Here is a 25,068-nt window from a genome sequence, read left to right on the forward strand (position 1 = left end):
TCCGGCGTCAGTAAGGTTTGAAGTAGTCGAAGGGCTCTTGGCAGTCGAGGCACTTGTACAGCGCCTTGCATGCGGTGGAGCCGAACTGCGAGCTCAGGGTGGTGTTGGTCGAGCCGCACTGCGGACAGGCCACCGGCCGGGTGTCGGTGCGGCGCACGAACCTGATCACGCTGGTGTCGCTGCAGGTGGTGTGCGGCGGCGCGATGCCGTAGGCGCGCAGCTTGGCCTTGGCCTCCTCGCTCATCCAGTCGGTGGTCCAGGCCGGTGCGAGCTGCGTGATCACATGTGCCTCGATGCCGGCCTGCTGCAGGCTTGCACGCACGTCGTCCTCGATCTGGCCCATCGCCGGGCAGCCGCTGTAGGTCGGGGTGATGACCACCTCGATGCCGTCGGTGGTTTCGCGGATGTCGCGCAGGATGCCCAGCTCGCGCAGCGTGACCACCGGGATCTCCGGGTCGGTCAGATGGTCGAGGGCGGCCCAGACGTCGTCGATCGTGGCGTGCATGGCGGTCGCTCCTACCAGGTGGCGCCGGGGTGGGCGCGCGCCAGGCCCTGCATTTCGCCCAGCAGGTAGCTGAGGTGCTCGGAGTGGCGGCCGTGCTTGCCTTCCGGCACGTAGCCGCGCACTTCGGGGCGCTTCAGCGTGGCTTCGGCCAGGGTGTCGGCGACGATGGCGTCCCAGGCGGCGCGCAGCGTGCGCACGTCGGTGACCGCACCGCTGGCGATGGCGGCGTCCTCGATCGCGCTCGGCGTCCAGAACTCTTCCGTGTAGGGGAACAGGTGGTCGAGCGCGGCCTGGGCGCGGGCGTGCGATTCCTCGGTGCCATCGCCGAACTTCACCACCCAGTCGGCGGCGTGGTGCAGGTGGTAGCGCGCTTCCTTCAGCGACTTGGCGGCGATCGCGGCCAGATCGGCGTCGGGCGACTTCTGCAGCGCGTCCCATACCAGCACCATCAGCGCGCTGTAGAGGAAGTTGCGCACGATGGTGGTGGCGTAGTCGCGGTCCGACGCGGCGTAGCCGACCAGGGCGCCGTGGTTGGGCAGCTCCACCAGGGTGTAGTTGCGGAACTCGGTGTCGTCGCGGAAGTAGGCCAGCGAATCCTCGGTGGCGCCCTTGCCCATGCGGGTGGCGGCGAGCTGGTACAGCAGGCGGGCCTGGCCGATCAGGTCGAGGCTGACGTTGGCGAGCGCGAGGTCTTCTTCCAGGATCGGGCCGTGGCCGCACCACTCGGCGTCGCGCTGGCCGAGCACCACGGCGTTGTCCGCCAGGTGCAGCAGGTAGTCGTTGGGTGCCGTGCTCATCACATGTGCCCCACTTCTTCAGGGATTTCGTAGAAGGTCGGGTGGCGGTAGATCTTGTCCGCGGCGGGGTCGAACAGCTCGCCCTTGTCGTCCGGGTTGCTGGCGGTGATCGAGGCCGAAGGCACGACCCAGATGCTCACGCCTTCCTGGCGGCGGGTGTAGACGTCGCGCGCCATGTGCAGCGCCTGCGCGGCGTCGGCCGCGTGCAGGCTGCCACAGTGCTTGTGCTCGAGGCCTTGCTTGCTGCGGACGAAGACTTCCCAGAGCGGCCAATCCTTCAGTGCGGGGGTGTTCATGCTGCCTCCTTGTCTGCGCGTGCGCGTTGCTTTTGTGCGTGTGCCAGGGCCGCGTCGCGGACCCACTGGCCATCCTTGTGTGCCTTGACCCGGGTGGCCAGGCGTTCCTTGTTGCAGGGGCCGTTGCCTTCGACGGTGTTCCAGAATTCCTGCCAGTCGATCTGGCCATGGTCGTAGTGGCCGCGTGCCTCGTTCCACTTCAGCTCGGGGTCGGGCAGGCTCACGCCGAGCACCTTGGCCTGCGGCACGGTGGCGTCGATGAACTTCTGCCGCAGATCGTCGTTGCTGATGCGCTTGATGCCCCAGCGCATGCCCTGCGCGCTGTGCGGGCTGTCGGCGTCGGGCGGCCCGAACATCGCCAGGCACTTCCACCACCAGCGGTTGACCGCGTCCTGCACCATGCTGCGCTGCGCTTCGGTGCCCTTCATCATCACCAGCAGCGCTTCGTAGCCCTGGCGCTGGTGGAAGGATTCTTCCTTGCAGACGCGGATCATGGCGCGCGCATAGGGGCCGTAGGAGCAGCGGCACAGCGGGATCTGGTTCATGATCGCGGCGCCGTCGACCAGCCAGCCGATCACGCCGACGTCGGCCCAGTTCAGCGTCGGGTAGTTGAAGATCGAGCTGTACTTGGCCTTGCCGCTGTGCAGCCCGTCGATCATGTCGCCGCGGCTGGTGCCCAGGGTCTCGGCGGCGGAGTACAGGTAGAGGCCGTGGCCGCCTTCGTCCTGCACCTTGGCGATCAGGATCGCCTTGCGCTTCAGGCTGGGTGCGCGCGAGATCCAGTTGCCTTCCGGCAGCATGCCGACGATTTCGCTGTGGGCGTGCTGGCTGATCTGGCGCACCAGGGTCTTGCGGTAGGCCTCGGGCATCCAGTCCTGCGGTTCGATGCGGCCGTCGGCGTCGATGCGGGCTTCGAACGCGGCTTCCTGCTCGCTCTGCGGCGGGGGTACGACGCTGAGTTTCTTGCCGGACTCGTCCGGAATGTCCATTGCTTGGGTGTACATCTGTTTCCTCCTTGCAAACACCGCTCCGGGGATGCCGGAACGGAATGTTGCGGGCCGCGGGTGTGGTCCGCGTTTACCTCAAACATCCGCCGCGCGCGGGGCGCGGCCGGGGTTCATGTCGCCATCCATGCCGGCGGGCGTTTCTCGAAGAAGGCGGTGAAGCCTTCGCGCGCCTCGTCGGTCGTGCGCTGGCGGGCGATGCGGATGGCGGTTTCCTCGCCCACCGCTTCGTCGATGCCGCGCCCGTCGATGGCGCTGATCAATTGCTTGGCGGCGAGCTGGGCCTGCGGCCCGCAGGCCAGCAGGGCCTGCACCAGGCGGTCGATCGCGGTATCGAGCTGGCCGGCCGGGACGGCGTCATTGACCAGGCCGATCGACTTCGCCTCGGCGGCGTCGAAACGTTCGGCACTCTGGAAGTAGCGCAATGCGTGGCGCGGGCCGATGGCACGCAGCACGTAGGGGCTGATCACCGCGGGGATGATGCCGAAGCGGGCTTCCGAGGTGGAGAAGCTGGCATCGTCGGCGGCGATCGCCATGTCGCAGGCGGCGGCCAGGCCGGTGCCGCCGCCGAGCGCGGCGCCCTGCACGCGGGCGATGGTCGGCTTGGACAGCCCGGCCAGGCGGCGCAGCATGGCAGCGAAACGGCGCGAATCGGCCAGGTTCTCCTGCTCGGTGCTGGCGGCGGCGCGGCGCATCCAGTTGAGGTCGGCTCCGGCGGAAAAATGCCGGCCGCGACCGCCGAGCACGACCACACGCACGCCGGTGTCGCCGTCGAGTTCGGCGCAGGCGGCGTCGAGTTCGGCGATCAGGCGCTCGTCGAAGGCGTTGAAGACCTCGGGGCGATCCATCCAGATCGTCGCCACCGCGCCCTTGCGTTCGATGTCGAGGGTTTCGTAGCTCATGGCTTTGTCCTCGCGCCTCACACGCGTTCGATGATCAGTGCGATGCCCTGGCCGACGCCGATGCACATCGTGCACAGCGCGTAGCGGCCGTTGCGGCGCTGCAGCTCGTAGGCGGCGGTGGTCACCAGGCGGGCGCCGCTCATGCCCAGCGGGTGGCCCATGGCGATGGCGCCGCCGTTGGGATTGACGCGGGCTTCGTCGTCGGCGAGGCCGAGGTCGCGCAACACCGCCAGCGCCTGCGCGGCGAAGGCTTCGTTGAGCTCGATGACGTCCATCTGGTCCAGCTCCAGGCCGGTCTGCGCCAGCACCTTGCGCACCGCCGGCGCCGGGCCGAAGCCCATGATGCGCGGCGCGACGCCGGCGGTGGCCATGCCGACGACGCGCGCGCGCGGGGTCAGGCCGTGGCGGGCGGCGGCGGCTTCCGAGGCCAGCAGCAGCGCGCAGGCGCCGTCATTGACGCCCGAGGCGTTGCCGGCGGTGACGGTGAGGTCGGGGCCGTTGACGCCTTTCAATTTAGACAGCGTTTCCAGCGTGGTGTCGGGGCGGGGATGCTCGTCGGTGTCGAATACGACGGGGTCGCCCTTCTTGCGCGGGATTTCGACCGGCACCAGTTCGTCGGCGAAGCGGCCGGCGGCGTGGGCGGCGGCCCAGCGCTGCTGCGAGCGCAGCGCGAAGGCATCCTGGTCGGCGCGCGAGATGCCGAAGTCCGCCGCCACGTTGTCCGCCGTCTGCGGCATCGAGTGGGTGTCGTAGAGCTTCTTCATCAGCGGGTTGATGAAGCGCCAGCCGATCGTGGTGTCGTGGATCGCGGCGCTGCGCGAGAAGGCGCTTTCGGCCTTGCCCATGACGAAGGGCGCGCGCGACATGCTCTCGACGCCGCCGGCGATCATCAGTCCGGCTTCGCCGGCCTTGATCGAACGCGCGGAGAGGCCGACGGCGTCCATGCCCGAGCCGCACAAGCGGTTGACCGTGGTGCCGGGCACTTCGATCGGCAGCCCGGCGAGCAGGCCGGACATGCGTGCGACGTTGCGGTTGTCTTCGCCGGCCTGGTTGGCGCAGCCGTAGATGATGTCGTCGACCGCGGTCCAGTCGACGTTCGGGTTGCGTGCCATCAGCGCCTTCAGCGGTACGGCGCCGAGGTCGTCGGCGCGCACGCTGGCGAGGGTGCCGCCGTAGCGGCCGATCGGGGTGCGGATGGCGTCGCAGATGTAGGCTTCGTTCATCGCCGGCTCCTCACAGTTGCTTCGGACGCTGGTCGATGACACGGCGGGCCTTGCCGGTCAGCGTGCGCGGAATGGTGTCGAACTCCATCACGTTCACCTTGGTGGTGATGCCGATGATGGTCTTGATGTTGCCCTGCAGCGTGCGGGCGATGTTCTCGACGTCGTTGCGCCCCAGTGTGCCCGACAGCTCGCGCTGCAGCTCGCAGCGCACTTCGACGTTGTCGAGGTGGCCGTCGCGGGTCAGCACGATCTGGTAGTTGCCGGACAGGCGCGGGTCGCGCAGGATCTGTTCCTCGATCTGGGTCGGGAACACGTTCACGCCGCGCACGATCAGCATGTCGTCCGAGCGCCCGGTGATCTTGCCGATGCGGCGGAAGGAGCGGGCGGTGGGCGGCAGCAGGCGGGTGAGGTCGCGGGTGCGGTAGCGGATGACCGGGAAGGCTTCCTTGGTCAGCGAGGTGAAGACGAGCTCGCCTTCTTCGCCGTCGGGCAGCACTGCGCCGGTGTCGGGGTCGATGATCTCGGGGTAGAAGTGGTCTTCCCAGATGACCGGGCCGTCCTTGGTCTCGATGCATTCGCAGGCCACGCCCGGACCCATGACTTCGGTCAGGCCGTAGATGTCGATGGCGTCGATGCCGAGCTTTTTCTCGATCTCGCCGCGCATGCCTTCGCCCCAGGGTTCGGCGCCGAAGATGCCGACTTTCAGCGAGATGTCTTCCGGCGCGATCTTCAGGCGCTCGAATTCCTCGGCGATCACCAGCGAATAGGACGGCGTGACCATGATCGCGTCCGGGCGGAAGTCCAGGATCTGCTGGACCTGCTTCTCGGTCTGGCCGCCGGACATTGGCACCACGGTGCAGCCGGCGCGCTCAATGCCGTAGTGGGCGCCGAGGCCGCCGGTGAACATGCCGTAGCCGTAGGCGTTATGCACCATGTCGCCGGCGCGCAGGCCGGCCGCGCGCAGCGAGCGGGCGATCAGGTCGGCCCAGTTGTCGAGGTCGCTGCGGGTGTAGCCCACCACCACCGACTTGCCGGTGGTGCCGCTCGACGCGTGCAGGCGGGCGATCTTGTTGCGCGGCACGGCGAACAGGCCGAAGGGGTAGTGGTCGCGCAGGTCGGCCTTGGTCATGAAGGGGAACTTGGCGAGATCCGCGAGCGACTTCAGCTCGTCCGGATGCACGCCCTGTTCCTCGCACTTGCGGCGATAGGGTTCGACGTTGTCGTAAGTGTGGCGCAGCGACCACTGCAGGCGCTGCAGCTGCAGCGCGTTGATCTCGTCGCGGCTGGCGGTTTCGATCGGATCGAGATCGCCGGGCTGGGGGTTTTTCACGGGCATGGTGTTGTCTCCTCTCCTTCTCTCTGTTGGCGCGTCCGGACTCGGGACTACTGTTGTTGTGCGTCGGGGCCGGCGATGACTTCGCCGGCGATGCGGTGGCTCTTGCCGCGGAACAGGGCGACGATGCCGCCGGCGCCGTCGCGCACGGTGATGTCATAGACGCCGGTGCGGCCCGACAGCGAACGTTCCACCGCTTCGGCGCGCAGCGTGTCGCCTTCCTTGCCGGGAGCGATGAAATCGATGCTGCAGGCCGAGGCGACGGTGCTGCGGTTGTAGGCGTTGCAGGCGTAGGCGAAGGCGGTGTCGGCGAGCGTGAAGATCAGGCCGCCGTGGCAGATGTGGTGGCCGTTCACCATGTCGCTGCGTACCGGCATGCTCAAGGTGGCGTGGCCGGGGCCGACGCTGTCGATGCGCATGCCGAGCGCCTGGGCGGCGCGGTCGCGCGACCACATGGCGGCGGCGACGGCTTCGGCGAGCGCCTGCGGATCGGTGGGGAGGGAGCGGGCTTCAGTCATGGATGTTCTTTCCGGCGAAGACGTGTTGCTGGATCAGCGGCGAGACGCGGTAGCGGTCTTCGCCATAGAAGCGGGCGAGGTTGGCGAGCACGTCGCGCACCGCCGGCAGGCCGATGCGGTCGGCCCATTCGAGCGGCCCGCGCGGGTAATTGACGCCCAGGCGCATCGCCGCGTCGGCGCCGCGCGCGTCGCACACGCCCTGGTTGACCGCGTCCGCGGCCTCGTTGGCGAGCATGGCGACGGTGCGCATCACGATCAGGCCGGGGATGTCGTTCAGGCGCGAGACGGCGAAGCCGGCCGCCTGCAGCAGGCCGATGGCAGCGCCGATGGCTGGCGCCCAGGCGTTGATCGCGGCGCCGACGGCGATGCGCGTCGCGCTGGCGTGGTCGAGCGCGGCGTCGATCAGCACCACGTTGGCGATGCCCAGGTCGGCGGCGCGCTGGGTGGCGCTGCGGCCGTCGGTGACGAACAGCACCGCGCCGCCGGCTTCGGCAATGCGGCCGTCGTCGGCCTGGCCGCGGCTGCGTTCGTCTTCGGCTTCGCTCCAGGCGTAGGCGATGCCGCGCTCGAACAGGCGGTCGGCCAGCGCGTGCGCGGCGGCCGACTGGCCGTGCAGCACGATGTCGGTCGGCGTGCTCTGCGCCACCGCTTCCTTGGGCGCGGGGCGGACGGCGCCGTCGCGGTAGTCGAAGAAGCCGCGCCCGTTCTTGCGCCCGTAGAAGCCGGCATCGACCAGTTCCTGCTGGATCAGCGAAGGCGTGAAGCGCGGGTCGTTGTAGAAGGCGTTCCACACCGAGCGGGTGACGGCGAAATTGACGTCGTGGCCGATCATGTCCATCAGCTCGAACGGCCCCATGCGGAAGCCACCGCAGTCGCGCATCAGGGCGTCGAGGGTGGCGCAGTCGGCACCGCCTTCGTTGAGCACGCGCAGCGCCTCGGCGTAGTAGGGGCGGGCGACGCGGTTGACGATGAAGCCCGGCGTCGAGCGCGCATGCACCGGCGTCTTGCCCCAGGCCTCCGCGGTGGCGAACAGGGTGTCGGCCACCGCCTTGTCGGTGGCGAGGCCGGACACGATCTCGACCAGCGCCATCAGCGGCGCGGGGTTGAAGAAGTGCAGGCCGGCCAGGCGCTCGGGGCGGCGCAGCGTCGCGCCGATCGAGGTCACCGAGATCGACGAGGTGTTGGTGCCGAAGATGCAATCGTCGCCGACGATGGCTTCCAGCTCGCGGTACAGCGTGCGCTTGGCTTCCAGGTTCTCGACGATGGCTTCGACCACCAGCGCCGCATCGGCCAGATCGCCGAGGCCGGCGGCGGCGACCAGGCGCCGGCCGGCGGCCTCGGCGGCCTCGGCCGTCATGCGGCTCTTGTCGGCGAGCTTGCGGTACTGTGCGCGGATGCCGTCGATGGCCGCGGCGGCCGCGCCTTCGCGGGCATCGACGAGCTTCACGAGGTGGCCGGCGGCGGCCGCCACCTGGGCGATGCCGGCGCCCATCGCGCCGGCGCCGACCACCGCGACGACGGCCGAGGGCTCGAGCGGAACAGCGCGCGGCGGAGTGTGCTGGGTGTCGCTCACGCTCATTCTCCGGTGAAGCGCGGCGCGCGCTTTTCCATGAAGGCGGCGACGCCTTCGGCGTAGTCGCGGCTCCAGCCGAGTTCGCGCATGAAGCCGCCTTCGAAGGACAGTTGCTGTTCCAGCGTGTGGCCCGGCGCGGCGTGCATGGCCTGGCGGGTGCGCACCAGTGCCTTGGTCGGCATCGCGGCCAGCTGTGCGGCCACGGCATCGACCTTGGCAGCGAACTCGGCGTCGTCGTAGGCGGCCCAGATCAGGCCCCAGTCGGCAGCCTTGTCGGCGGGCAGCTTGTCGGCGAGCAGGGCCAGGCCCATCGCCCGCGCCATGCCGACGCGCTGCGGCAGGAACCAGGTGCCGCCGGTGTCGGGCACCAGGCCGATCTTGCTGAAGGCCTGCAGGAAGGAGGCCGAGCGCGCTGCCAGCACCAGGTCGCAGGCCAGCGCGACGCTGGCGCCGGCGCCGGCGGCGATGCCGTTGACCGCGGCGATGGTCGGCACGCGCAGGTTCTGCAGGCGCAGCACCAGCGGCTTGTAGTTGCGCTCGACGACGTTGCCGATGTCGGGCAGGCGGCCGTCGGGCAGCGCCGCCATGTCGGGGTCGGCCAGGTCCTGGCCGGCACAGAAGGCGCGGCCGGCGCCGCTCAGCACCAGCACGCGCACCGAGGCATCGGCCTGGATGGTGTCGAGCGCGTGGCGCAGCTCGGCATGCATCTCGCCGGTGAAGCTGTTGAGCTTGTCCGGGCGGTTCAGCGTCAGGCGGGCGATGCCGTTTTCGACGCTGAAGAGGATGTTGTTGTATTCCATCGTTCCCCCTCAGGCGTGATAACGACGCTGGACGACACGGAAGCGGTTGGCGACGAAGGCCGAATCCGCATACGAGGCATTGGCCGCCGGGTTGCCGCCGGTGCCGTGGTAGTCGGAGAAGGCCGCCGACTGGTTCACGAACACGCCGCCGGTGAGGTTGATCGACAGCGCGACCTTGCTGCGCCAGGTGGCTTCGGTCATCGCGTCGATGACCTCCTGCTTCGTCGAATAGAGGCCGACGGTCAGGGCGCCGTGGGTGCTGACGACGCGCTCGGACAGGGCGATCGCGGCGGCGGTGTCGGCGACCTTGACGATGAAGCTGATCGGGCCGAAGCGCTCTTCCATGTAGGCTTTCTCGTCGCTGGCGTCGCAGGCCAGCAGCACCGGGGTGCGCACCGTGGCGGCGGGGAAGTCGGGGTTGTCGAGGCGCTGCGAGGCCAGCACGACGCGGCCGAGCTCGCCGGCGTTGGCGATGTCGATGCGTTCGGCGGTGTCGGCGGACTGGATCGCGCCGAGCACGGCATGGGCGACTTCGGGCTTGGACAGGAAGCGCTCGATCGACTTCGCCAGGTCGGCGCAGACCTCGTCGTAGCTCTTGTGGCCTTCGTCGGTGTCGATGCCGCCGGCCGGCACGAAGATCGCCTGCGAAGTGGTGCACATCTGGCCGGAGTACAGCGACAGCGTGAAGGCGAGGTTGCCCAGCATCGCCTTGTAGGCGCTGGTGGAGTCGATGACGATGTTGTTGACGCCGGCCAGCTCGGCATAGACTTGGGCCTGGCGGCAGTTGTCGATCAGCCACTGGCCGAAGACGTTGCTGCCGGTGAAGTCGATCGATTTCACCGCCGGATGGGTGGCCAGCGCCTGGGTGGCGGCGCGCTGGGGCGCGACGCACAGCGTGACGAGGTCGGGGTCGATGCCGTTCTCGGCGAGCACGGCGCGGATCGTGCGCACGGTGATCGCCGCCGGCAGGACGGCGTTGCTGTGCGGCTTGACGATGACGGCGTTGCCGGTGGCGAGCGCGGCGAACAGGCCGGGGTAGGTGTTCCAGGTCGGGAAGGTGCCGCAGCCGACCACCAGGCCGACGCCGCGGCCGACGATCTGGTAGTGCTTCTTCATGACCAGCGGCGGGTTCTTGCCCTGCGGCTTCTCCCAGCTCGTTTCGGCCGGCACGAAGCTCTGCTCGCGCCAGGCGTAGGCGACGGCCTCCAGGCCGCGATCCTGCGCGTGCGGGCCGCCGGCCTGGAAGGCCATCATCCAGCCCTGGCCGGTGGTCATCATCACCGCATGGGCGATCTCGAAGCTCTGGGCGTTGAGGCGGGTGAGGATTTCGAGGCAGATGCCGGTGCGGCCGTCGGCGCCGACGGCCTGCCAGCTCTTCATGGCTTCGGTGCCGGCGGCGATCAGTGCCTCGGGCTCGCACACCGGGTAGCTGACGCCGAGCGTGGCGCCGTAGGGCGAGGTTTCCTTGTCGAGCCAGCCGGTCTGGCCGGGCTGGTCCAGCTCGAAGTGCTTGCCCAGGTGGGCCTCGAAGGCACGCTTGCCGTCCTCGGGCGCGGTTTCGCCGTAGAGCTTGGGGCTGGGCATTTCCGGGAAAGGCGTCCAGTAGCCGCGCGTCGCGATCGTGTTCAGCGCGTTGTCGAGGATGCCGCGGTGCTTTTCAAGAAGGGGGTGGCTCATACGTCTCTCTCCGGCGGGGTGTTTTATAAACGATACGAATTAGTCCATTGAACGTCAAGAAACAGTATCGATGGATTGTCTCGAAAAATTTTCAATTTCTTCTATTCAAAATTTGTTCCGTAAATCAAAACATGTATATTTTCATATAGATACTGTGATAATAAGGGTGATTTTTAAAGTCATTCATCATTTATAAAATTTTTTCATCAATTCCTGAAAAGCCATAAACGATACTAAATTCTGAGTTTTATATGAGAATTTGTATCGTTTTAAGGCGATTCGCCGCAGCGTGGCCGGCGCCTGCGCTCCGGTGCGGTGACGGCATCGCAGCGGCAGCGGGAACGGGCTGAAGGCATCTGCGGCCGGCAAGGCATGGTCGGCTCCTGCTGCAGGGAAGAGAGGGGCTGGCTATGCGCAAACCACTGAATCCGTTAGACTTCGCCGCCTCGAACGCCATGTCCTCCGTCATCACCGTGTCCAACCCCCTGCAACAGCTGCTCGACGATTTCCGTCGTCAAGACCGTGTACATGCAGGCTCCCTGATCGTTTCGATGTTCGGCGACGCGGTCGTGCCGCGCGGCGGCCGGATCTGGCTGGGCAGCCTGATCCGCCTGCTGCAGCCGCTCGGGCTCAACGAGCGGCTGGTGCGCACGGCGGTGTTCCGCCTGGTGCGGGACGAATGGCTGGCGAGCCAGCGTTCGGGCCGGCGCACCGACTATCTGCTGACACCCTTGGGCGAACAGCGCATCGACGAGGCCGCGCGCGTGATCTACGCCGCTGCCACACCACACTGGGATCGCCGCTGGCGCCTGATCGTCACCGTCGGCGAACTGGCCGCGAAGGACCGCGAGCGCCTGCGCAAGGCCTTGCTGTGGCAGGGCTTCGGCTCGCTCAGCAACGACTGCTTCGTGCATCCGGGCGTCGACCTGATCGCCGTCTTCGATGCCCTGGTGGCCGAAGGCCTGGGCGGCCTGCTCGACCGCCTGAAGCCCCTGATGGCGGCCGACGCGGCGCCCGGCACGGCGGCGAGCGACGCCGCGATGGTGCATTCGGCCTGGGATCTCGGCCACCTGGCCGACATGTACCGCAGTTTCACCGCGCGCTACCAGCCGGTGCTGGGCACCTTGCGCGACGGTGGCTTCGAGCTGGCGGACGAAACCGCCTTCCTGCTGCGCGTGCTGCTGATCCACGATCATCGCCGCCTCCTGCTCCGTGATCCCGGCCTGCCCGACGTCCTGCTGCCGGCCGACTGGCCGGGGCAGAAGGCCCGCCTGCTGTGCCGCGAACTCTACCGCCGGCTGCTGGCCGGTTCCGAGCGCCACCTGGATGCCTGCTTCCATCTGGCCGATGGTTCGACGCCCGAAGCCTCGGCGCGTCTCCACGAACGTTTCCGCGATACCGACCCGCTCGCGCTGCCGCTCTGAGCGCCGCGGTGCTCAGCCTTCGCGCTTCCTGACTTCGACCAGCGGCACGACGCCCGGCATCTCGATGCGCTTGCGGCCGGGCTCGACCGCCGCCAGCGGCGTCGTCTCGTACAGGGTTGCCAGGCAGCGCCGCGTCAGGTCCTGGTAGGTGGCGGTGCCTTCGCCCTTCCAGCGGATCTCGTCCTCGCTCAGCGGCCGGATGACCTTGGCCGGCACGCCGGCGACGAGCACGCGCGGCGGAATCTCGACGCCGGCCTTGACGAAGGCCGATGCGGCGACGATGGCTTCCTCGCCGATCACCACGTTGTCCATGATCACCGCGTTCATGCCGATCAGCGCGTTGCGCCCGACGCGGCAGCCGTGCAGCACCGCGCCGTGGCCGACGTGGCCGTCTTCCTCCACCACCGTGTCGGTGCCGGGAAAGCCGTGCATGACGCAGGTGTCCTGCAGGTTGGCGCCGCGTTCGAGGATCAGGCGGCCGAAGTCGCCGCGCAGGCTGGCACAGGGGCCGACGTAGCAGCCGGGGCCGATGATGACGTCGCCGATCAGGATGGCCGAGGGGTGGACGTAGGCGCTCGGGTCGACCACAGGAACGATGCCGTCGATGGCGTAGACCTTCAGTTCGGGCTTGATCACGCATGCTCTCCTGTGTTTGAGTTATATATAAATAAACGATTTCTTGGATAAGGAACAAGTCCGATGAGTACGGCGAGCGAGGAGCTGGACGGCAAGCATGGGGTTCAATCGCTCGAAGTGGGCATGAGCATTCTGCGCGCGATGGTCACCGGCCGGCGCTCGATGATGCTCAAGGACATCGCCCAGGCGGCCGGCATGCCGCCGTCGAAGGCGCACCGCTACCTCGTCAGCCTGATCCGCAGCGGCCTGGTCGAGCAGGACCGCCTGACTTCGCGCTACGACCTCGGCCCCTTCGCGCTGAACCTCGGCTTGGTGGCGCTCGACCGGGTGGACCGCATCCGCCTCGGCCTGATGGCGATCAGCGACCTGCGCGACGCCACCAACGAGACGGTGGCGCTGTCGGTGTGGAGCGAGGGCGGCCCGGTCGTGGTGCGCTGGGAACGTCCGCGCCGCCCGATCACGGTCAACGTCGTCACCGGCACCAGCCTCAGCATGCTGCGCTCGGCGGGCGGGCGGGTGTTTGCGGCCTGGCTGCCCGAGCGCCAGACCGAGGCGCTGATTGCGCGCGAACTCGAAAGCGGCAGGACGCCGACCGGCATCCACGACATGGACGATGTCCGCACGCTGCTGGCGCAGGTGCGTGAAGCGGGGATGGCAGTCGTCACCGGCGACTACTTCGCGCGCGGCGTCGAGGCCGCCGCTGCGCCGGTATTCAATTTCAAGAACGAGATCACCATGACGATCGCCGTCGTCGGCGTCGAAGGCTCGATGGACCTGTCTCCGGGCGGTGCCACGCTCGCCGCGCTGCGGCGCGCGGCCGACGATCTTTCGCGGCGGCTCGGCGCCACGCCGGCGCCGGACTGAGCCTGCCGGCGGAGCGGCTCGCAGGCCTGCTCCGGTGTTCACGGCAGGCGGGTGGTGGATGTGGGGCGCGGCCTTCGATAGGCCGCGACTGCGATGGATGTCTCAAGCGATACAAAATTTCAGCTTGACGCATCGTTTTGTATCATTTCTAATAAACGAAATCTCTTCCGCTATTCAGAATTTTTCGGGTGCTTCCCGCATCCGTGCCGAAGGGCGGTCGAGGTAGGTCATCAAGTGTTGCAGGCCGGGCTGCGGGCAGAGCTGTCGAGCACGCGGTTCATCACATCTAGAAGAACGGAGGAGAAACCATGAAGCTACGTCACACCCTGCTGGCCGCCATCGGCCTCGCGTTTGCCGCCACTGCCGTCCAGGCCGAGATCAAGGTCGGTGTCGTGCTGTCGGCGACCGGCCCTGCGGCCTCGCTCGGCATTCCCGAGCGCAACACCGTGTCGCTGCTGCCGACCACCATCGGCGGCGAAACGGTGCGCTACATCGTGCTGGACGACGCATCCGACACCACCACCGCGGTCAAGAACACGCGCAAGCTGGTGGCCGAGGACAAGGTCGACGTGCTGATCGGCTCCACCACCAGCCCCCCCTCGCTGGCGATGGTCGACGTCGCCGCCGAAACCAGGACGCCGATGATCTCGATGGCTGCCTCGGCCCGCATCGTCGCGCCGATGGACGACAAGCGGTACTGGGTGTTCAAGACGCCGCAGAACGACCAGCAGATGGCGTCGGCGATCATCGAGCACATGAGCGCCAACAAGGTCAAGACGGTGTCCTTCATCGGCTTCGCCAACGCCTATGGCGAAGGCTGGTACGAGCAGTTCCAGAAGCTGGCCGACGCCGCCGGCATCAAGATCGTCGCCAACGAACGCTTCAACCCGGCCGACACCTCGGTCACCGGCCAGGCGCTGAAGCTGATGTCGGCCAAGGCCGACGCGGTGTTCATCGCCGGATCGGGCACGCCCGCCGCGCTGCCGCAGAAGACGCTGCGCGAGCGCGGCTACAAGGGGCCGATCTACCAGACCCACGGCGTCGCCAACAACGACTTCCTGCGCATCTGTGGCAAGGACTGCGAAGGCACGCTGCTGCCGGTCGGCCCGGTGCAGATGGCACGCAGCCTGCCTGACGACAACCCGGTCAAGGCCAGCGCGCTGGCCTACGTCGAGAAGTACGAGGCCGCCAATGGCGCCGGTACGGTGTCGAGCTTCGGCGCCTATGCCTGGGATGCCGGTGTGCTGCTGCAGGCCGCCGTGCCGGAGGCGCTGAAGGCCGCCAAGCCGGGCACCGCCGAGTTCCGCGCCGCGCTGCGCGATGCGCTGGAGAACGTCAAGGAAGTCGCGGGCGCCACCGGCATCTACACCATGAGCGCCGACGACCATCTCGGCCTCGACGAGCGTTCGCGCGTGATGATCGAGATCCGCGACGGCACCTGGTCGCTGCTCAAGTAAGCCCGAAAAGAACGATAGCGAGGGTGCGCCCGCAGGGGCGCACCCGGCCCATGCCGCAGGACCGGCAGGGTTCTCCCTCCCCACATTCCGACTGGCATCGGCCGATGCCCGGTGGAGCCTCTCCATGGATATGTCAATTGCACTGATACTGGGCCAGGACGGCATCACCAACGGCGCGATCTATGCGCTGCTGGCGCTGGCGCTGGTACTGGTATTCGCGGTCACGCGGGTGATCTTCATCCAGCAGGGCGAGTTCGTCGCCTATGGCGCGCTGACGCTGGCGATGATGCAGGGCGGCGGCGTGCCGGCCACCGTCTGGCTGCTGCTGGTGATGGGCGTGCTGGTCACGCTGTTCGACGGCGTCGCCGCGCTGCGTGCCGGCCAGGCGCGCAAGGCCGCGTCGGTGGCGGGCTGGAACCTGGCCTATCCACTGGTGCTGGCCGGGCTGTTCGCGGCGGCGCCGGTGGCCTCGCTGCCGCTGGCCGCGCACGTCGTGCTGACGCTGGCCATCGTCGTGCCGATGGGGCCGATGATGTACCGGCTGATGTACCAGCCGATCGCCTCGGCGCCGGTGCTGATCCTGCTGATCGTGTCGGTAGCGCTGCACATCGCCATGGTCGGGCTCGGCCTGCTGTTCTTCGGCGCCGAAGGCCACCGCACGCCCGCCTTCAGCGACGCCAGCTTCGATCTCGGCCCCTTGCTGATCACCGGCCAGACGCTGTGGGTGCTGGTGGTGTCGGCGCTGCTGATCGTGGCGCTGTACCAGTTCTTCGAGCGCACGCTGTACGGCAAGGCGCTGCGCGCGACCGCGATCAACCGCGTCGGCGCCCAGCTGATGGGCATCTCGCCGGCGCTGGCGGGCAAGCTCACCTTCTTGCTGGCGGCCTTCATCGGCGCGCTGTCGGGCGTGCTGATCGCCCCGATCACCACCATCTACTACGACACCGGCTTCCTGATCGCGCTCAAGGGCTTCGTCGCCGCCATCATCGGCGGCCTGGCCAGCTACCCGCTGGCGGCGCTGGGCGCGCTGGCGGTGGGGCTGCTCGAAGCCTTCGCTTCGTTCTGGGCCAGCGCCTACAAGGAAGTCATCGTCTTCACCCTGATCATCCCCGTGCTGCTGTGGCGCTCGCTGCGTAGCCACCACGTGGAGGAAGAAGAATGAGAACCGACCGTCTGCTGCTGGGGGCCTTCCTCGCCCTGCTGCTCGCCGTGCCGGCGATCCTGTCGCCGTACTACGTGACGCTGTTGAACTACATCGGCCTGTATGCGATGGTCGCCCTCGGCCTGGTGCTGCTGACCGGGGTGGGCGGGCTCACGAGCTTCGGCCAGGCCGCCTTCGTCGGCCTGGGCGCCTACACCACCGCGGCGCTGAGCACCGCCACCGAGCTGCCGGCCTGGCTGGCGTGGGTGGGCGCCTCGCCGTGGCTGACGCTGGTCGCCGGGCTGCTGATCACCGCCACCGTGGCGCTGATCCTGGGTTCGCTGACGCTCAAGCTGTCGGGCCACTTCCTGCCGCTGGGCACGATCGCCTGGGGCATCAGCCTGTACTTCCTGTTCGGCACCATGCAAAGTCTGGGCGGGCACACCGGCATCACCGGCATTCCGCCGATCGAACTGTTCGGCTGGACGCTCGACGACGGCAGCGAGATCTACTACCTGATCTGGGCCTTCCTGCTGGTGGCGATGCTCACCACCCACAACCTGCTCGATTCGCGCGAAGGCCGTGCCATCCGCGCGCTCAAGGGCGGGCGGGTGATGGCCGAGGCGATGGGCGTGGATACCTCGCGCGCGCGCATGATCATCTTCGTCATCGCCGCGCTGCACGCCTGTGCCGCGGGCTGGCTGTACGCCCACATGCAGCGCTTCGTCAATCCGACCCCGTTCGGCGTGCATATCGGCATCGAGTACCTGTTCATGGCGGTGCTCGGCGGCGCCGGCTACGTCTGGGGCGCGATCGTCGGCGCCGGCGTGATCACCGTGCTCAAGCAATGGCTGCAGGACTGGCTGCCGCAGCTGCTCGGCGCCAGCGGCAACTTCGAGATGATCGTGTTCGGCATCCTGATGGTGCTGGTGCTGCACCGGGCGCGCGAAGGCCTGTGGCCGATCCTGAAGAAGCGGGTGCCGGTGCCGGTGGTGCACAAGAAGATCGACGCCGCCGCCGAGCCGCTGCCGCGGCGCACGCTGCCGGCCGCCGGCGAGCCGATCCTGGTGGCGAAGGACGTGACGCGCAAGTTCGGCGGCCTGGTGGCCAACAACAACATGAGCCTGGAAGTGCGCGCGGGCGAGATCCTCGCGCTGATCGGCCCCAACGGCGCCGGCAAGAGCACGATGTTCAACCAGATCTCGGGCGTCGACACGCCGACTTCGGGCGAAGTGCTGTTCCTCGGCAAGCCGGTGGCCGGCCACGACTCGCGCGAGATCGCCCGCATGGGCATGAGCCGCAGCTTCCAGCACGTCAAGCTGCTGCCGACGATGAGCGTGCTCGAGAACGTGGCCATCGGCGCGCACCTGCGCAGCGACAAGGGCGTGTTGAGTTCGGCCTGGCGCCTGGACCGTGCGGAAGAAGCGCGCATCCTCAAGGAGGCGGCGTACCAGATCGAGCGCGTGGGCCTGAAGGACTTCATGTACGAGGAGGCGGGCAGCCTCGCGCTGGGCCAGCAGCGCATCCTCGAAATCGCCCGCGCGCTGTGCGCCGACCCCTGCCTGCTGCTGCTCGACGAGCCTGCGGCCGGCCTGCGCTTCAAGGAAAAGCAGGCACTCGCCGAGCTGCTGAAGAAGCTGCGCGCCGAGGGCATGGCCACGCTGATCGTCGAGCACGACATGGACTTCGTCATGGGCCTGGTCGATCGCGTGGTGGTGATGGAGTTCGGCCAGAAGATCGCCGAGGGCCTGCCCGAGGAGATCCAGAAGAACCCGGCGGTGCTCGAAGCCTACCTGGGCGGTGTGGAATGAGCGAGGAGAACGCGATGACACAGCAGCAAACGCAGGCCGCCGCCTCGAACGCGGGCGCGAAGAACCCGGTGCTGGAAGTCCGGGACCTGTGCGTGTCCTACGGCAAGGTCGAGGCGCTCACCCACGCCAGCCTGACCGTGGGCGAAGGCCAGATCGTGACCGTGATCGGCCCCAACGGCGCGGGCAAGACGACGATGCTGTCGGCGATCATGGGCGTGCTCGGCTCGAAGGGGCAGGTCGCCTTCGACGGCACGCTCGAAGTGGTGCCCGAGGTCGAGCGCATGGTCGCGCGCGGCATGAACCTGGTGCCCGAGAAGCGCGAGCTGTTCGGCGAGATGAGCGTCGAGGACAACCTGGTGCTGGGCGCCTTCCAGCGCTACCGCATGGGCAAGCGCGACCACGCGCAGACGCTCGAAGAAGTCTATGCGCTGTTCCCGCGCCTGAAGGAGCGCCGCGACCAGGCCGCCGGCACGATGTCCGGCGGCGAACGCCAGATGCTGGCGGTGGGCCGCGCGCTGATGGCGAAACCGAAGCTGCTGATGCTCGACGAGCCCAGCCTGGGGCTGGCGCCGCTGATCGTGCGCGAGATCTTTCGCATCATCGCCGAGCTGCGCCGGCGCGGGGTGTCGATCCTGCTCGTGGAGCAGAACGCGCGCGCCGCGCTGCAGGTGGCCGACTACGCCTACGTGCTCGAGACCGGCCAGGTCGCCATGCAAGGCCCGGCGCACGAACTGGCCGACGATCCGCGCGTCATCGAGGCCTATCTGGGCTTCGGCAGCAAGCACCAGGCGATGCTGGTGAGCTGACAGACCCGAGCAAGGAGATTCCGATGGAAGCAATGCGCATATTGATGGATGAGCACCAGTCGCTGGCGGCGATCATCCACGCCATCCGCTACATGATCAAGGAGATCGGCGAGGGCCGGCTCGAGCCGGATCACAAGCTGCTGAAGGCGATGGTCGAATACCTCGACGCCTACCCCGAGAAGCGACACCACCCCAAGGAGGATGAATTCCTCTTCGGACCGCTGCGCGCGCGCACCCAGGAGGGGGCTGAAGTGCTGGCCCACCTGGAGCGGGAACACGCCGAAGCCGACGCCCGCATCAAGACGCTCGAAGCCGCGCTGGCGCGCTACCAGTCGGGCGAGGCGGGCGGCTTCGAGGCCTTCAGCGAGGCTTTCGATGCCTACGCCGAGTTCTACCGCCTGCACATGATGACCGAGGAGCGCGAGGTCATTCCGCTGCTGATCAAGTACCTCACGCCCGAAGACTGGGCGCGAGCCGATGCCGGCTTCGCCGCCAACCGCGACCCGATGGGCGGCACCCGCAACGCCGGCGGGCAGGAGGACTTCGCCCGCATCTTCTCCAGGCTCGTCGCTGCCGCGCCGGCGCCGATCGGGTTGGGCGCGGGGCCGTACAAGGACGAATGAGGCCCGTCCCGAAACACTTGGCAAAAAAGTACCGTCATTCCCGCACAGGCGGGCATCACGCCGCTGAACAGTCCCCCAAGCGCGGCGGACAAGAATTTTGATTTGCATGCAAACTTTCTGGCTACTAGAATAGTTTGCATGCAAACCGTTTCGTCTTCGTCCGATTCTTCGCCGCTTGCCGACCCGCCGCGCACGTCCGTGCGCTTCGCCAGCCAGGTCGGCTTCATCTACCGCCAATGGCGCAAGGTGCTGAATCGGCGCCTCAAGGCCCACGGCCTCACCGACGCCAGTTGGGCGCCGCTGCTCGCCCTGTCCAAGGCCGGCCGGCCGATGCGGCAGAAGGAACTGGCCGATCACCTGTTCCTCGATACCTCGTCGATGGTCCGCATCCTCAATCAGTTGCGCGAAGCGGCGCTGGTCGACTGGGCGGCCGATCCCGAGGATCGCCGCGCCAAGTTGATTTCGCTGACGGCACGTGGGTGGGAACAGGTCAGGGAGATCGAAGGCGCGTCCCGCAGCCTCGAAGCCGAGGCCTTGCGCGGCATCGCCGCGGAGGACGTCGCCACGACCCGCGCAGTGCTTGCTCGCATCGCCGAGCGCATCGGGGAGATCGAACTCGGCGCACAGTGCGAACGCAGCGGGGAGGGCGCTGGCAAAGCGGGCGACAGCGGCTGAAACGGCCGCCGCGTCCGCTTTCCCTGGCTTCCCTTTCCCGCCTCCGAGGAGCTTCGGCTCAAATGCGCCTTCCTTCCCCTCCTTCGTTCGAGACGCTTGCCGAACGCTACGGCGAGCGCTACAAGTGGATGCTGCTGATCGTGGTTGGCATCGGCACCGTGGCCGGCGGGCTCTCCACTTCCAGCTTCAACGTCGCGATCAACGCGCTTGCACAGGACTTCGGCCTCGGCCAGGAGCGCGTGCAGTGGGCGATGACCGGTTTCATGGCGGCGATGACGCTGTCGATGCTGCCCGCACCCTGGCTACTCGACCGCATCGGCTTCCGCAAGCTCTTCATGTCCGCGCTGATCCTGCTGGTGCTGAGCAGCATCGCCGGCAGCCTGGCCACCAGCTTCCCGATGGTGGTCGCCGCGCGGGTGCTGCAGGGCTGCGCCACCGGCGTGCTCCAGCCCTTGAGTGCGCTGGTGATCCTGCGGTTGTTCCCGCCTCATCTGCAGGGCCAGGCCTCCGGCCTGCTGATGCTGGGGCTCGGGCTCACGCCTGCGGTGGCGCCGGCCTTCGGCGGCGTGCTGATCGACCGTTTCGGCTGGGAGTCGATCTTCTACCTGAACCTGCCCTTCGGCCTGCTGGCGCTGCTGGCCGGTATCTTCCTGCTGCCTTCGCCGCGCGAGATCAGGCGGCATCCGTTCGACTGGCTGGGCGCGGGCCTGCTGTCGGGCGCCACGCTGGCGATGGTCGAAGGCATCGCCAGCCTGCAGCACAGCGGCCTCGTCTCGGTGTGGACGCTGGGCAGCTTCCTGCTCGCCGCGGTGCTCGTCGTTGGCTTCGTGCTGCATGCCCGGCGCGCCCGGCAGCCGATCATCAGCTTGGACATCTTCCGTTCGCGCACTTTTTCGATGGGTACGCTGGTGTCCTTCACCTACGGCTTCGGCCTGTTCGGCTCGACCTACCTGATCCCGGTGTTCCTGCAGCATGCGCTGGGCTACACTGCGACGGCGGCCGGCAGCGTGCTGATTCCGGGCGGCATCGCGCTGATCCTGTCGACGCCGGTCGCCGGCCGGATGGTCGACAAGTTCTCGCCGCAGCAGGTGACGATCTGGGGGCTGGTGCTGTTCGGCCTGTCCTTCTTCATCTTCTTCGCTCTCGGCGGCAAGGTTGATTACACCGAGCTGATCGTCGCCACCGTGCTCGGCCGCATCGGCCTGGGCCTGATCCTGCCGGCACTCAACCTCGCGACGGTCCGCGACCTGGCGGCGCATCAGCATGCGCAATCCTCGGTCGTGGTCAGCTACGCCCGCCAGTTGGGTGGCGTGTTCGGCGTGGCGGTCATCGCGGTGTTTACCGAATGGCGGGTGCAGGCGCTGGCCGCTTTGCCCGACGGCCTGCCGCTCGCCTACGCCCAGGGCTTCCTGCTCATCGGCCTGACGATGCTGGCTGCCGTCTGCGCGGCCTGGCGGATGAAGGGCCAGCCTGCCGCGCAGGCCTGATCACGGCATGTGCCCGCGCTGCGGCCCGGCTCCCAGCTTCATCGCCCACAGCCACCATGCTGCGCCCAGCAGCGCCAGCAGGCCGCCGGCCAGGCCGACATGCTGCAGCCCGGCATGCGAACTCACCTGGCTGCCGATCAGTGCGCCCGCACCGATGCCGACGTTGAACAGGCCCGAGAACATCGCCATCGCCACCATCGCCGCACCCCAGACCGAAACCAGCACATACAGCACCTAGCCGTCGCCGACGGAGGTGGTCAGCAGCATGCCCGGCAGCGACACCAGCGTCACCAGCTAGGCATAGATGGTCAGCATCAGACCGACGTGCTCGACCGGCATGCCGAAGCTGCCGCCGATGTCGCTGAGCAGCCCTGCCGGCACGAATTCGCTGGTATTGAACACAAATGCGCCCAGCGCCAGCGCGGTCACGCTGAGCCAGCGCTGGCGGTCGGTCAAGGCGGACGACGAAGGAGAAGCGGCAACGGCGTCCGCCGGGGCGGGCGGACGCGGGGAAGCGGGTGCAGGGGGCATGATGCGGGGGGGCTCAGGCCTCGCCGTCGGAATCCGCCTTGTCCAGCATGCGGCGGTGCGTCGCCTCGTCGTCCATCAGCTCGAACCACATCGCGTTGAGCACGGCGAAGGCGGCTGCCAGCGGCAGGCCGAGGAGCCAGGAAAAGTACCACATGGTTTGTCCTCCGCTGGGGGTCAGTACGAATGCCCTTCGCCGGTGGCGATGGCGACCGGATCCACCTTGCCGCGCAGGATGCGATACACCCAGGACGTGTAGGCCAGGATCAGCGGCATGAAGATCAGCACGCACACCAGCATGATGAACAGTGTCATGTGGCTGGACGACGAGTCCCACACTGCCAGGCTCACGCGCGGGTCCAGCGACGAGGGCAGGATGATCGGGAACATCGCGGCGCCGACCGTGAGGATGATGCAGGCGATGGCCGCCCCGCTGGACAGCAGCGCCAGCCACTCCCTGCGGCCGCGCATGCCCAGCAGGCTGAGCAGCGGCAGCAGCACGCCGAGCGCGGGCAGCAGCCACAGCACGGGCCGGGCGCCGAAGTTGGCCAGCCACGCGCCCGCCGTCACGGCGACCGTCTTGGCCGCCGGGTTGGACGGCCCGGCAGGGTCGATGGCGCTGGTGATCGCGTAGCCCGGCACGCCGCCGAGCGCGATCCAGACGCCGGCCAGCACGAACAGCACGCTCGTCAGCACCGCGGCGATGCCGCCCCAGCGCGCGGCGCGCGCCGACACTTCGCCTTCGGTCTTGAACACCAGCCAGGCGGCGCCGTGCATCAGCAGCATGAACAGGGACACCAGGCCGCACAGCAGCGCGAAGGGCGTCAGCAGGCCGAAGAAGCTGCCTTCGTACCAGATGCGCATGTCGTCGCCGAGGCGGAAGGGCACGCCCAGCAGCACGTTGCCCACCGCCACGCCGAACAGCAGCGCCGGTGCCAGCCCGGTCAGGCACAGCACCCAGTCCCAGGCGTTGCGCCAGCCGGGTTCCTCGCGCTTGCTGCGGAATTTGAAGGCGACCGGACGCAGGATCAGCGCGGCGAGAATGGCGAACATCGCCAGGTAGAAGCCCGAGAACGACACCGCATACAGTTGCGGCCAGGCGGCGAAAATCGCGCCGCCGCCCAGGATCAGCCACACCTGGTTGCCTTCCCAGATCGGGCCGACGGTGTTGATGACGACACGGCGCTCGACGTCGGTCCTGGCCGTGGCCCGCAGCAGCCCCATGGCGCCCAGGTCGAAGCCGTCCATCACCGCGAAGCCGACCAGCAGGATGCCCAGCAGCAGCCACCAGATGACGCGCAGCACCTCGTAGGAAATGAGTTCATGCAGGATCATGGCGAATCCCTCCTCGCTCAGCGCGTGCGCGCCAGCTTGTCGATCATCGGCTGGTAGAAGCTCAGATGCGGTTCGCTGACATGCGGCGGCCCCTTGCGGATGGCCTTGAGCATCAGCTTCATCTCGATGACGAACAGCACGGTGTAGATCAGGACGAAGCCGGCGATCGTCAGCAGCAGCGTGCCGGCGCCCAGGTTGGAGACGGCCATCGCGGTCGGCAGCACGCCTTCGATGACCCAGGGCTGGCGGCCCACTTCGGCGACGATCCAGCCGCACTCCACGGCGATCCAGGGCAGCGGAATCGACCATACGGCGACTTTCAGCAGCCACGGATGGGCATCGAGCCGGTGGCGCGCCGACAGGACGAAGAAGGTGGCCGTCAGCAGGACGAAGAACACCCCCAGGCCGACCATGATGCGGAAGGTCCAGAACAGCGGGCCCACCGGCGGCACGCTGTCCATCGCCGCCTGGCGGATCTGCTCATCGGTGGCATGACGCGGATCATCCACGTAGCGCATCAGCAGCAGGGCATAGCCCATGCGTGCGCCCTTGTCCTCGAAGCGCTGGCGTGCCTCGGCGGGGATCTCTGCATCCGTCTTCGCGGCACGAATGGCCTGCAGCGCATCGTAGGCATCGATGCCGTCGCGGATGTAGCCTTCGGCGTCATCCACGAGCTGGTTGATGCCCGGAATCTCCTGTGTCAGCGAGCGCGTGCCGATCAGGCCCATGACCCAGGGGATGTGTACCGCGTAATGGGTTTCGCGCGCCTCGCGGTCGGGGAAGCCGAAGGCGGTGAACGAAGCCGGCGGCGGCTCGGTCTCCCACATCGCCTCGATCGCGGCCAGCTTCATCTTCTGGTGCTCCGAGGACTGGTAGCCGCTCTCGTCGCCGAGCACCACCACCGACAGCGAGGCGGCGAGGCCGAAGGAGGCCGCCACCGTCATCGAGCGCTTGGCCAGCGGCACGTGGCGTCCCTTGAGCAGATACCAGGCCGACACGCCCAGCACGAACAGCGATGCCGTCACGTAGCCGGCCGACACCGTGTGCACGAACTTGGCCTGGGCCACCGGGTTGGTCAGCACGGCGAAGAAGTCGGTCACTTCCATGCGCATGGTTTGCGGATTGAAGGCCGCGCCGACCGGGTTCTGCATCCAGCCGTTGGCGATCAGGATCCATAGCGCCGAGAAGTTCGAGCCCAGCGCCACCAGCCAGGTGGCGGTCAGGTGCTGCACCTTGGTCATGCGGTCCCAGCCGAAGAAGAACAGGCCGACGAAGGTCGCTTCGAGGAAGAAGGCCATCAGGCCCTCGATCGCCAGCGGCGCGCCGAAGATGTCGCCGACGTAGTGGCTGTAGTAGCTCCAGTTCATGCCGAACTGGAACTCCATCACCACGCCGGTCGCCACGCCCATGGCGAAGTTGATGCCGAACAGGATGCCCCAGAACTTGGTCATGTCGCGCCAGATGGTCCGGCCGGTCATCACGTACACGGTTTCCATGATGGCGATGAGGACGGACAGGCCCAGCGTCAGCGGCACGAACAGGAAGTGGTACAGCGCCGTGATGGCGAACTGCAGCCGCGAGAGATCGACGATGTCGAGGTCCATGAAACCTCCTTTGCTGCGGTACTTCAAAGGGGCAATGCAGCGCCTTGGC

26 protein-coding genes are annotated in these 25,068 nt (G+C 67.8%); 9 read left to right on the forward strand and 17 right to left on the reverse strand.

From position 1 onward, the window contains the following. Nucleotides 1–7: 7 nt before the first annotated feature. The 11 genes from paaD to paaN form a co-directional block, all read right to left on the reverse strand. Nucleotides 8–505 carry a 1,2-phenylacetyl-CoA epoxidase subunit PaaD gene (paaD, locus tag ACNQFN_RS00965; protein ID WP_068639466.1) on the reverse strand — a complete coding sequence of 166 codons (498 nt, stop codon included), beginning with the start codon at nt 503–505 and terminating at the stop codon, nt 8–10. Between the two features lie 11 nt (nt 506–516). Then, entirely contained in the window at nt 517–1,302 is a 786-nt protein-coding gene (gene paaC, locus ACNQFN_RS00970) for a 1,2-phenylacetyl-CoA epoxidase subunit PaaC (RefSeq protein WP_068639467.1), read from the reverse strand. Further along, complete coding sequence (gene paaB / locus ACNQFN_RS00975) at nt 1,302–1,598, reverse strand: 1,2-phenylacetyl-CoA epoxidase subunit PaaB (RefSeq protein ID WP_068639468.1); 297 nt, start codon at nt 1,596–1,598, stop codon at nt 1,302–1,304. The genes paaC and paaB overlap by 1 nt, the downstream gene beginning before the upstream one ends. Continuing rightward, nucleotides 1,595–2,602 carry a 1,2-phenylacetyl-CoA epoxidase subunit PaaA gene (paaA, locus tag ACNQFN_RS00980; protein ID WP_418647728.1) on the reverse strand — a complete coding sequence of 336 codons (1,008 nt, stop codon included), beginning with the start codon at nt 2,600–2,602 and terminating at the stop codon, nt 1,595–1,597. Before paaA ends, paaB begins: the two co-directional genes overlap by 4 nt. Nucleotides 2,603–2,715: 113 nt before the next feature. Then, nucleotides 2,716–3,504, reverse strand: coding sequence for an enoyl-CoA hydratase/isomerase family protein (locus tag ACNQFN_RS00985; protein ID WP_418647729.1), 789 nt, complete (start codon nt 3,502–3,504; stop codon nt 2,716–2,718). 17 nt (nt 3,505–3,521) lie between these two features. Further along, a complete protein-coding gene (gene pcaF, locus ACNQFN_RS00990; protein ID WP_418647730.1) occupies nt 3,522–4,727 on the reverse strand; it encodes a 3-oxoadipyl-CoA thiolase in 1,206 nt (401 codons plus the stop codon). Nucleotides 4,728–4,737: 10 nt separating this feature from the next. Then, nucleotides 4,738–6,063 (reverse strand): phenylacetate--CoA ligase PaaK, encoded by a 1,326-nt coding sequence (gene paaK / locus ACNQFN_RS00995; protein WP_068639471.1) that lies wholly within the window; start codon nt 6,061–6,063, stop codon nt 4,738–4,740. A gap of 47 nt (nt 6,064–6,110) precedes the next feature. Further along, nucleotides 6,111–6,578, reverse strand: a complete 468-nt coding sequence (gene paaI, locus ACNQFN_RS01000; protein WP_068639472.1) for a hydroxyphenylacetyl-CoA thioesterase PaaI — start codon at nt 6,576–6,578, stop codon at nt 6,111–6,113. Then, nucleotides 6,571–8,157 (reverse strand): 3-hydroxyacyl-CoA dehydrogenase, encoded by a 1,587-nt coding sequence (locus ACNQFN_RS01005; protein ID WP_068639473.1) that lies wholly within the window; start codon nt 8,155–8,157, stop codon nt 6,571–6,573. The genes paaI and ACNQFN_RS01005 overlap by 8 nt, the downstream gene beginning before the upstream one ends. Continuing rightward, nucleotides 8,154–8,951 (reverse strand): 2-(1,2-epoxy-1,2-dihydrophenyl)acetyl-CoA isomerase PaaG, encoded by a 798-nt coding sequence (paaG, locus tag ACNQFN_RS01010; protein ID WP_068639474.1) that lies wholly within the window; start codon nt 8,949–8,951, stop codon nt 8,154–8,156. The genes ACNQFN_RS01005 and paaG overlap by 4 nt, the downstream gene beginning before the upstream one ends. 9 nt (nt 8,952–8,960) lie before the next feature. After that, a complete protein-coding gene (paaN, locus tag ACNQFN_RS01015) occupies nt 8,961–10,628 on the reverse strand; it encodes a phenylacetic acid degradation protein PaaN (RefSeq protein WP_068639475.1) in 1,668 nt (555 codons plus the stop codon). Between the two features lie 410 nt (nt 10,629–11,038). On the opposite strand from paaN, the gene paaX reads away from it, so the two are divergent. Further along, on the forward strand, nt 11,039–12,052 hold the full coding sequence (gene paaX / locus ACNQFN_RS01020) for a phenylacetic acid degradation operon negative regulatory protein PaaX (RefSeq protein WP_174524561.1): 1,014 nt from the start codon (nt 11,039–11,041) through the stop codon (nt 12,050–12,052). A 12-nt stretch (nt 12,053–12,064) separates the two neighbouring features. On the opposite strand, the gene paaY is transcribed toward paaX, so the two are convergent. After that, entirely contained in the window at nt 12,065–12,688 is a 624-nt protein-coding gene (gene paaY, locus ACNQFN_RS01025; protein ID WP_068639476.1) for a phenylacetic acid degradation protein PaaY, read from the reverse strand. A gap of 63 nt (nt 12,689–12,751) precedes the next feature. Between paaY and ACNQFN_RS01030 the strand changes: the two genes are divergently transcribed. The 8 genes from ACNQFN_RS01030 to ACNQFN_RS01065 all read left to right on the forward strand — a co-directional run bounded on the left by ACNQFN_RS01030 (nt 12,752) and on the right by ACNQFN_RS01065 (nt 21,552). Continuing rightward, nucleotides 12,752–13,552, forward strand: a complete 801-nt coding sequence (locus ACNQFN_RS01030; RefSeq protein WP_418647731.1) for an IclR family transcriptional regulator — start codon at nt 12,752–12,754, stop codon at nt 13,550–13,552. Nucleotides 13,553–13,860: 308 nt separating this feature from the next. Then, nucleotides 13,861–15,009: an ABC transporter substrate-binding protein gene (locus tag ACNQFN_RS01035; RefSeq protein ID WP_068639478.1), complete on the forward strand. Its 1,149-nt coding sequence runs from the start codon at nt 13,861–13,863 to the stop codon at nt 15,007–15,009. Nucleotides 15,010–15,133: 124 nt separating this feature from the next. Continuing rightward, on the forward strand, nt 15,134–16,171 hold the full coding sequence (locus tag ACNQFN_RS01040; RefSeq protein ID WP_418647732.1) for a branched-chain amino acid ABC transporter permease: 1,038 nt from the start codon (nt 15,134–15,136) through the stop codon (nt 16,169–16,171). Beyond that, on the forward strand, nt 16,168–17,961 hold the full coding sequence (locus ACNQFN_RS01045) for an ABC transporter permease subunit (protein ID WP_418647733.1): 1,794 nt from the start codon (nt 16,168–16,170) through the stop codon (nt 17,959–17,961). The genes ACNQFN_RS01040 and ACNQFN_RS01045 overlap by 4 nt, the downstream gene beginning before the upstream one ends. Nucleotides 17,962–17,975: 14 nt before the next feature. Continuing rightward, on the forward strand, nt 17,976–18,767 hold the full coding sequence (locus ACNQFN_RS01050; protein WP_068639718.1) for an ABC transporter ATP-binding protein: 792 nt from the start codon (nt 17,976–17,978) through the stop codon (nt 18,765–18,767). A 23-nt stretch (nt 18,768–18,790) separates the two neighbouring features. Then, nucleotides 18,791–19,390, forward strand: coding sequence for a hemerythrin domain-containing protein (locus ACNQFN_RS01055; protein WP_418647734.1), 600 nt, complete (start codon nt 18,791–18,793; stop codon nt 19,388–19,390). Nucleotides 19,391–19,528: 138 nt separating this feature from the next. Continuing rightward, nucleotides 19,529–20,065, forward strand: a complete 537-nt coding sequence (locus ACNQFN_RS01060) for a MarR family transcriptional regulator (RefSeq protein ID WP_083953586.1) — start codon at nt 19,529–19,531, stop codon at nt 20,063–20,065. Between the two features lie 62 nt (nt 20,066–20,127). Further along, nucleotides 20,128–21,552, forward strand: a complete 1,425-nt coding sequence (locus ACNQFN_RS01065; RefSeq protein WP_418647735.1) for a DHA2 family efflux MFS transporter permease subunit — start codon at nt 20,128–20,130, stop codon at nt 21,550–21,552. Here ACNQFN_RS01065 and ACNQFN_RS01070 read toward each other — a convergent pair whose 3' ends face one another. The 5 genes from ACNQFN_RS01070 to ACNQFN_RS01090 form a co-directional block, all read right to left on the reverse strand. After that, nucleotides 21,553–21,777 (reverse strand): hypothetical protein, encoded by a 225-nt coding sequence (locus ACNQFN_RS01070; protein ID WP_418647736.1) that lies wholly within the window; start codon nt 21,775–21,777, stop codon nt 21,553–21,555. 69 nt (nt 21,778–21,846) lie between these two features. Next, a complete protein-coding gene (locus ACNQFN_RS01075) occupies nt 21,847–22,083 on the reverse strand; it encodes a hypothetical protein (protein ID WP_217999605.1) in 237 nt (78 codons plus the stop codon). Nucleotides 22,084–22,096: 13 nt separating this feature from the next. Then, nucleotides 22,097–22,237 (reverse strand): cytochrome bd-I oxidase subunit CydX, encoded by a 141-nt coding sequence (gene cydX / locus ACNQFN_RS01080; protein ID WP_068636785.1) that lies wholly within the window; start codon nt 22,235–22,237, stop codon nt 22,097–22,099. A 20-nt stretch (nt 22,238–22,257) separates the two neighbouring features. Further along, nucleotides 22,258–23,415: a cytochrome d ubiquinol oxidase subunit II gene (gene cydB, locus ACNQFN_RS01085; protein WP_068636786.1), complete on the reverse strand. Its 1,158-nt coding sequence runs from the start codon at nt 23,413–23,415 to the stop codon at nt 22,258–22,260. Nucleotides 23,416–23,432: 17 nt separating this feature from the next. Next, the gene (locus ACNQFN_RS01090; RefSeq protein WP_418647737.1) at nt 23,433–25,019 is read right to left on the reverse strand and encodes a cytochrome ubiquinol oxidase subunit I; all 1,587 of its coding nucleotides are present in this window, start codon (nt 25,017–25,019) and stop codon (nt 23,433–23,435) included. Between the last annotated feature and the right edge of the window lie 49 nt (nt 25,020–25,068).

This window comes from Thauera butanivorans, assembly GCF_048398245.1.
Lineage (GTDB): Bacteria > Pseudomonadota > Gammaproteobacteria > Burkholderiales > Rhodocyclaceae > Thauera > Thauera butanivorans.